Below are 6,536 nucleotides of genomic sequence, written 5' to 3' on the forward strand. Positions count from 1 at the left end.
ATCATACCCTGAAACGGAAAAAGGCGCCCGCGAGGGGCGCCTTTTCCAAGTATAAGAGCCACAGATCAGTCGATCATTGGCAGCAGCTTGTCCAGCGACTGCTTGGCGTCGCCATAGAACATGCGGGTGTTCTCCTTGTAGAACAGCGGGTTTTCGATGCCCGAATACCCGGTGCCCTGCCCGCGTTTCGAGACGATCACCTGCTTGGCCTTCCAGCATTCCAGAACCGGCATCCCGGCAATGGGGCTGTTCGGGTCTTCCTGTGCCGCAGGGTTCACGATGTCGTTCGAGCCAATGACGATCGCCACATCTGTTTCCGGAAAGTCGTCGTTGATCTCGTCCATTTCCAGCACGATGTCATAGGGCACTTTGGCCTCGGCCAGCAGCACGTTCATGTGGCCCGGAAGACGGCCCGCGACGGGGTGGATGGCAAAGCGCACATTCTTGCCCTTGGCGCGCAGCTTGCGGACCAGTTCGCTGACCGATTGCTGCGCCTGCGCCACCGCCATTCCGTAGCCGGGGATGATGATGACGCTGTCGGCATCGTTCAGCGCTGCTGCAACACCGTCGGCGTCGATCGCCACCTGTTCGCCTTCGACCTCCATCTGGGGTCCCGAAGTGCCGCCAAAGCCGCCGAGGATCACGCTGACAAAGTGACGGTTCATCGCCTTGCACATGATGTAGGACAGGATCGCACCCGACGAGCCTACCAGCGCGCCGACGACGATCAGCAGGTCGTTGCCCAGCGAGAAACCGATCGCAGCCGCGGCCCAGCCCGAGTAGCTGTTCAGCATAGACACAACGACCGGCATGTCGGCACCGCCGATGCCCATGATCAGGTGATAACCGATGAACAGCGCCGCCAGCGTCATAAGGAACAGCGGGAAGAACCCACCCGAAGCGGTGTACCAAATCAGACAGATCAGCGAGAGGCCAGCCGCCGACGCGTTCAGCGCATGCCCGCCCGGCAGCTTGGTGGCCGCTGAGGTCACCTTGCCGGCCAGCTTTCCATAGGCCACGACCGAACCGGTAAAGGTGATCGCACCGATGAAGATGCCCAGGAACAGCTCGACATGCAGAATGGCCAGCTCGGCCGCAGTTTTCTTGGCGATCAGTTTCGCGAAGGCGCCCAGATCCGACAGGTCGGCATCCTTGGCCGCGTCAACGATCGCAAAGACTTCGGCGACATTCTTGATCTCGAAATGGGCGTTGTACCCGACGAAAACCGCCGCCAGACCCACCAGCGAATGCATGGCGGCGACAAGCTGCGGCATCTCGGTCATCTGGACGCGCTGCGCCACGTATTGACCGATCAGACCGCCGCCGATGATCAGTAGCAGCGACAGCAGCCACAGGCCCGATCCGGGGCCGACCAGCGTGGCAAAAACCGCCAGCGCCATGCCGACAATGCCGTACCAGACCGCGCGCTTGGCGCTTTCCTGGTTCGACAGGCCGCCGAGCGAAAGGATGAACAGAACAGCCGCAACGACATAGGCGGCAGTGGTGAAGCCAAATTCCATGTGCCCGGCCTCCTTAAGATTTCTGGAACATGGCGAGCATGCGCCGGGTTACGAGGAAACCGCCGAAGATGTTGATCCCGGCCATGAAGATCGACAGCGCCGCCAGCAGAATGACGAGGAAAGACCCCGACCCGATTTGCATCAACGCGCCCACGATGATGATCGAGGAAATCGCGTTGGTGATCGCCATCAACGGTGTGTGCAGACTGTGGCTGACGTTCCAGATCACCTGGAAGCCCACGAAGACGGCCAGCACGAAGACGATGAAATGCTGCATGAAGCTGGCAGGAGCCACCAGCCCCACCAGCAGCATCAGCGCACCGCCCACGCCCAGCAGGGTGACCTGTTGCTTGGTCTGCGCCTTGAAGGCAGCGATCTCTTGCGCGCGCTTTTCTTCGGGCGTCAGTTCCTTGACCTCGGCTTTGGGTTTGGCGGCGATGGCCTGCACCTTGGGCGGTGGCGGTGGGAAGGTGATCTCACCTTCGTAGGTGACGGTCGCGCCACGGATCACGTCATCTTCCATGTTGTGATTGATCTGACCGTCCTTGTCCGGGGTCAGGTCAGTCATCATGTGACGGATGTTGGTCGCATACAGCGACGAGGACTGAGCCGCCATCCGGCTGGGGAAGTCAGTATAGCCGATGATTGTCACGCCATTGTCGGTCACGACCTTTTCATCCGGCACGGTGCCTTCGACATTGCCTCCACGCTCGGCCGCAAGGTCCACAATGACCGATCCGGGCTTCATGGCCTTGACCATATCCTCAAGCCACAGCTTGGGGGCCGGGCGGTTGGGGATCAGGGCCGTAGTGATGACGATGTCCATCTCGGGCGCCAACTCGCGGAACTTGGCCAGCTGAGCATTGCGGAACTCCTCGGACTGAACCGAAGCATACCCGCCGGTGGCCGAGCCATCCTGCTGTTCTTCTTCAAAGTCCAGATAGACGAATTCGGCGCCCATCGACTCGACCTGTTCAGCGACCTCGGGGCGCACATCGAACGCATATGTGATTGCGCCAAGCGACGTCGACGTCCCGATGGCGGCCAGACCGGCCACGCCGGCACCAACGATCAGAACCTTGGCCGGCGGCACCTTGCCCGCGGCCGTCACCTGGCCGGTGAAGAAGCGGCCAAAGTTGTTGCCCGCCTCAATCACCGCACGGTACCCGGCGATGTTGGCCATCGAAGACAAAGCGTCCATCTTCTGCGCGCGGCTGATGCGGGGCACCATTTCCATCGCGATGACATTGGCGCCCTTGGCTTTCGCCAATTCCATCCCTTCTTCGTTCCCTGCCGGGTTGAAGAACGAGATCAGCGTCTTGCCCTTGGTCAGACGTTTCATTTCGGTCTCGGTGGGCACGCGCACCTTGGCGATGATGTCCGACGATTTCCACAAAGAGGCAGCTGTCTTGACGATTTCGACCCCGACGGCCTCGTAAGCCTCGTCTGAGAAACCGGCGGCAGCACCAGCCCCCTTCTCGATGGCGCATTCATAGCCCAATTTCTGCAGCTGCACGGCTGACTCCGGAGTCATCGCGACCCGGTTCTCGCCTTTCAGTATTTCCTTTGGCGTGCCTATTTTCACCGGCAAGTCCCCCTAATTTTCACTCTGACCGAGCGGGTGGTCGGTATTGTTTGTTAAGCAAAGATCTATCCTGCGCAACATTATTTCGCAAGCGCAGCATTCATTACGTTGTGTCACGGCTCGGCGCATTTCAGATCCACCGACGGGTTTTGCGTTCGTAACGCGCGAAATCCGCACGGAAGGTGCGGCGTAGGCGGTCCTCTTCGGGCAGGACGAACCGCCGTTCCAATACCCAGACGAACACAGGAACCAACACCAGCGACAACACGGCATCGAAGCGCAGGATCAACCCGGCAAGGATCAGGACATCGCCCAGATAGATCGGATTGCGGCTGCGTTTGTAGATGCCCGACTGCACCATTGCGGTGGGTGTTTCATGCGGAATGACCGTCGTACGGTGACGGCGGAATTCTACGATGGCCAGAACCGCCAGCAGGATACCCCCACCAATCAGCAACCCGCTTAGCAGGTCGGTCAACCCGCCTTCCAGCGACAGGCCGAGCGACAGATAACGGCCCTGCAACCAGGCCAACACCGCGAAGCCCAAAAGCCACAGTGGCGGTACGTCGATACGGCGCATGAGCATCCCTTTTGAACGACGACATGCACCGGCACATGTCGCTTCCGGGCCAAGTCCTACCGCTTTCAGACCCCGATGGCAAAGCATCTTGGCCTTGCGGTCGAATATTGTGCACCCGGGCCACAAACAGGCGGGCGTAGACAGCCCGGCACCGATCCGATACCCCGGGTCGGACACAAGAAAACACCGGGATTTATCATGACCGACTTCGCCGCCACCAAAGCCATGTTCCACCTGCCGGAAGGAGTTCTGTATCTGGACGGCAACTCGCTGGGCCCTCTGCCCAAGGCGGCGGCCGCAAAGGTACAGAAGATGCTGACCGAGGAATGGGGCCAGATGCTGATCACCGGGTGGAACAAGGCCGGGTGGATGGGCATGCCGACCGACCTGGGCGATCGGATCGGCCGCCTGATCGGCGCCGCGCCCGGTACGGTCGTGGTCGGCGACACGCTGTCGATCAAGGTCTTTCAGGCGGTTGCCTCGGCGTTGGAGCTGAACCCGGGGCGCAAGGTGGTCCTGTCGGACAATGGCAACTTCCCTTCCGATCTCTACATGGCTGACGGGCTGCTGCGCTCGCTGGGCGAGGAGTACGAGCTTCGGGTCGTGGACCCCGAGACCGTGGCCGAGCACATTACCGATGAAGTCGCCGTGCTGATGCTGACCGAAGTCGACTATCGCACCGGCCGCAGGCACGACATGAAGGCGCTGACCGAGCTGGCCCATGCGCGCGGCGTCATCACGGTGTGGGATCTGGCCCACTCTGCCGGGGCCATCCCGGTGGATCTGGCCGGGTGCAACGCCGATTTCGCGGTGGGGTGCACCTACAAATACCTCAACGGCGGCCCGGGCGCCCCGGCCTTCATCTATGTCGCGCCGAAATGGGCCGACACCGCGCGCCCGGCCCTGTCGGGCTGGCTGGGGCACGAGGCGCCGTTTGCCTTCGACCTGAACTATCGCCCCGGCGCGGGCATCGAGCGCATGCGCGTCGGCACGCCACCGGTGATCCAGATGACCGCGCTGGCCGCGGCGATGGATATCTGGGACATGGCCGACATGGATAATGTGCGCGCCAAGTCCATCGCCCTGACCGAACAGTTCATCCAGCAGGTCGAGGCCACCTGCCCCGATCTGGAACTGGCCAGCCCCCGCGACCCCGCGATGCGTGGCAGCCAAGTCTCGTTCCGGTTTGCCGACGGGTACGCGGCGATGCAGGCCTTGATCGCCCGCGGCGTGATCGGGGATTTCCGCGCGCCCGACATCATGCGGTTCGGCTTCACGCCGCTGTATATCGACGAATGCGACGTGTCGCGCGCCGTCGAGATCCTGACTGACATCATGCAGAACCGTTTGTGGGACAGACCGGAATTCAAGGTCCGGCAGCGGGTTACCTGACCTCAAGCCCCGCGCCGATCAGCGCGGACAACTGGGCAATGCGCTGCTCGAACTCCTCGGCGTTCGAGGCGGTCATCTTGATCCCCTTCAGCGCGGCGGTGATGGTCCGCGCGGTCTCGGCCGGTCCGTCCGGCAGGCGCACGCGACCGGCCGCCAGTTCGCGCTTTAGCCATTCAGCGTAGAGATCCGCCAGCGCCGCCTCGCCCTCGGCCACGATGTCGGCAGCGGTGGACTTGCTGGTATCCAGCATCTCCAGCCCATGCGGCGAAGCCAGTATGGCCGCCATCCCGGCGATCTGCGCATCAATCGCCCGCGCCAGGATCTCGGACACCGCTCCGTCGCCCTGCAGCGCATGTGCCACCGTCGCGATCTTTTCGGCGTAATGCGCCTGTGTCAGGCTGCGAACGATGGCCTCTTTGTTCTTGTAATGCAGATAGACCGCTGGACGGGACATGCCCGCGCCACGCGCTATGTCATCCATCGAGGTCTTGCGGAACCCATAGGCGGAAAACGCCTGAAACGCCGAAGTCAGGATCGCCTTTGCCCGTGTATCATCCAGTTTTTCCGCCATGAATTGACCTCTGACAGTTTCGCGCGAAATTGTCAATTGACGCACTGACATTTTTCATCAATTATGTCAGAAACCAGCCACAGCCAAAAGAGGTACGCCATGGCGACCACGCTGACGATCAACGGAAAGCCACATCAGGTCGATCTGCCCGACGATGTCCCCCTTCTGTGGGTGCTGCGCGACGAGGTGGGCCTGACCGGAACAAAGTTCGGCTGCGGTGTGGCCGCCTGCGGAGCCTGCACGGTGCAGATCGACGGCGAGGCCGTCCGCTCGTGCCAAGTTGCCCTGTCCGATGTCTGGGGCGAGGTCACCACGATCGAAGGGTTGGGGACGCCCGACAACTTGGCCACGATCCAGCAGGCCTGGGTCGACCATCAGGTCGCGCAATGCGGCTATTGCCAGTCGGGGCAGATCATGCAGGCCGCCGCGCTGCTGGCCGAAAACCCTGCCCCCTCTGACGAAGAAATCGACGAGGCGATGCAGGGCAACCTGTGCCGCTGCGGCACCTACCCCCGCATCCGCGCCGCGATCCACGACGCCGCCGCCAAGCTGAAGGAGGCCTGATCCATGGCCAGCATCGGAAAAATCCTGCGCCGCACCTTCCTGATCGGATCAGCCGCCATCGTCGGTGGCGTGGCTTTCGGCGTCTATTACGTCAACCGCCCCGCCAAGAACCCGCTGAAACCGGGCGACGGCGAAGCGGCCCTGAACCCCTTCATCCTGATCGACCAGAACGGCGTGACCCTGTTTGCGCCCCGCGCCGAGATGGGCCAGGGCGTGAAAACCACATGGGCTGCCCTGATTGCCGAGGAACTGGACGTGGATCTGGATCAGGTCACCGTTCTGCACGGACCTGCGGCGGCGGCTTATTACAACTCGGCCCTGATC

7 protein-coding genes are annotated in these 6,536 nt (G+C 62.0%); 3 read left to right on the top strand and 4 right to left on the bottom strand.

From position 1 onward, the window contains the following. Positions 1-65 precede the first annotated feature (65 nt). From AC2FM5_RS12345 to AC2FM5_RS12355, 3 genes are all read right to left on the bottom strand, one after another. The gene (locus AC2FM5_RS12345; protein ID WP_496735869.1) at positions 66-1,520 is read right to left on the bottom strand and encodes an NAD(P)(+) transhydrogenase (Re/Si-specific) subunit beta; all 1,455 of its coding nucleotides are present in this window, start codon (positions 1,518-1,520) and stop codon (positions 66-68) included. A 13-nt stretch (positions 1,521-1,533) separates the two neighbouring features. Further along, the gene (locus AC2FM5_RS12350) at positions 1,534-3,105 is read right to left on the bottom strand and encodes a Re/Si-specific NAD(P)(+) transhydrogenase subunit alpha (RefSeq protein ID WP_170340345.1); all 1,572 of its coding nucleotides are present in this window, start codon (positions 3,103-3,105) and stop codon (positions 1,534-1,536) included. 130 nt (positions 3,106-3,235) lie between these two features. Further along, positions 3,236-3,685 carry a methyltransferase family protein gene (locus AC2FM5_RS12355; protein WP_496735873.1) on the bottom strand — a complete coding sequence of 150 codons (450 nt, stop codon included), beginning with the start codon at positions 3,683-3,685 and terminating at the stop codon, positions 3,236-3,238. 198 nt (positions 3,686-3,883) lie between these two features. Between AC2FM5_RS12355 and kynU the strand changes: the two genes are divergently transcribed. Further along, positions 3,884-5,077 carry a kynureninase gene (gene kynU / locus AC2FM5_RS12360; protein ID WP_496735874.1) on the top strand — a complete coding sequence of 398 codons (1,194 nt, stop codon included), beginning with the start codon at positions 3,884-3,886 and terminating at the stop codon, positions 5,075-5,077. Here the strand turns inward: kynU and AC2FM5_RS12365 are convergent. After that, entirely contained in the window at positions 5,070-5,648 is a 579-nt protein-coding gene (locus AC2FM5_RS12365; RefSeq protein WP_496735876.1) for a TetR/AcrR family transcriptional regulator, read from the bottom strand. The two genes, kynU and AC2FM5_RS12365, sit on opposite strands and share 8 nt — an antisense overlap. A 99-nt stretch (positions 5,649-5,747) precedes the next feature. Between AC2FM5_RS12365 and AC2FM5_RS12370 the strand changes: the two genes are divergently transcribed. Continuing rightward, positions 5,748-6,212 carry a (2Fe-2S)-binding protein gene (locus AC2FM5_RS12370; protein WP_170357311.1) on the top strand — a complete coding sequence of 155 codons (465 nt, stop codon included), beginning with the start codon at positions 5,748-5,750 and terminating at the stop codon, positions 6,210-6,212. A 3-nt stretch (positions 6,213-6,215) separates the two neighbouring features. After that, on the top strand, positions 6,216-6,536 hold a 321-nt coding region (locus AC2FM5_RS12375), incomplete at its 3' end, for a molybdopterin cofactor-binding domain-containing protein (protein WP_496735879.1).

Source organism: Ruegeria sp. BHSA162 (genome assembly GCF_059613385.1).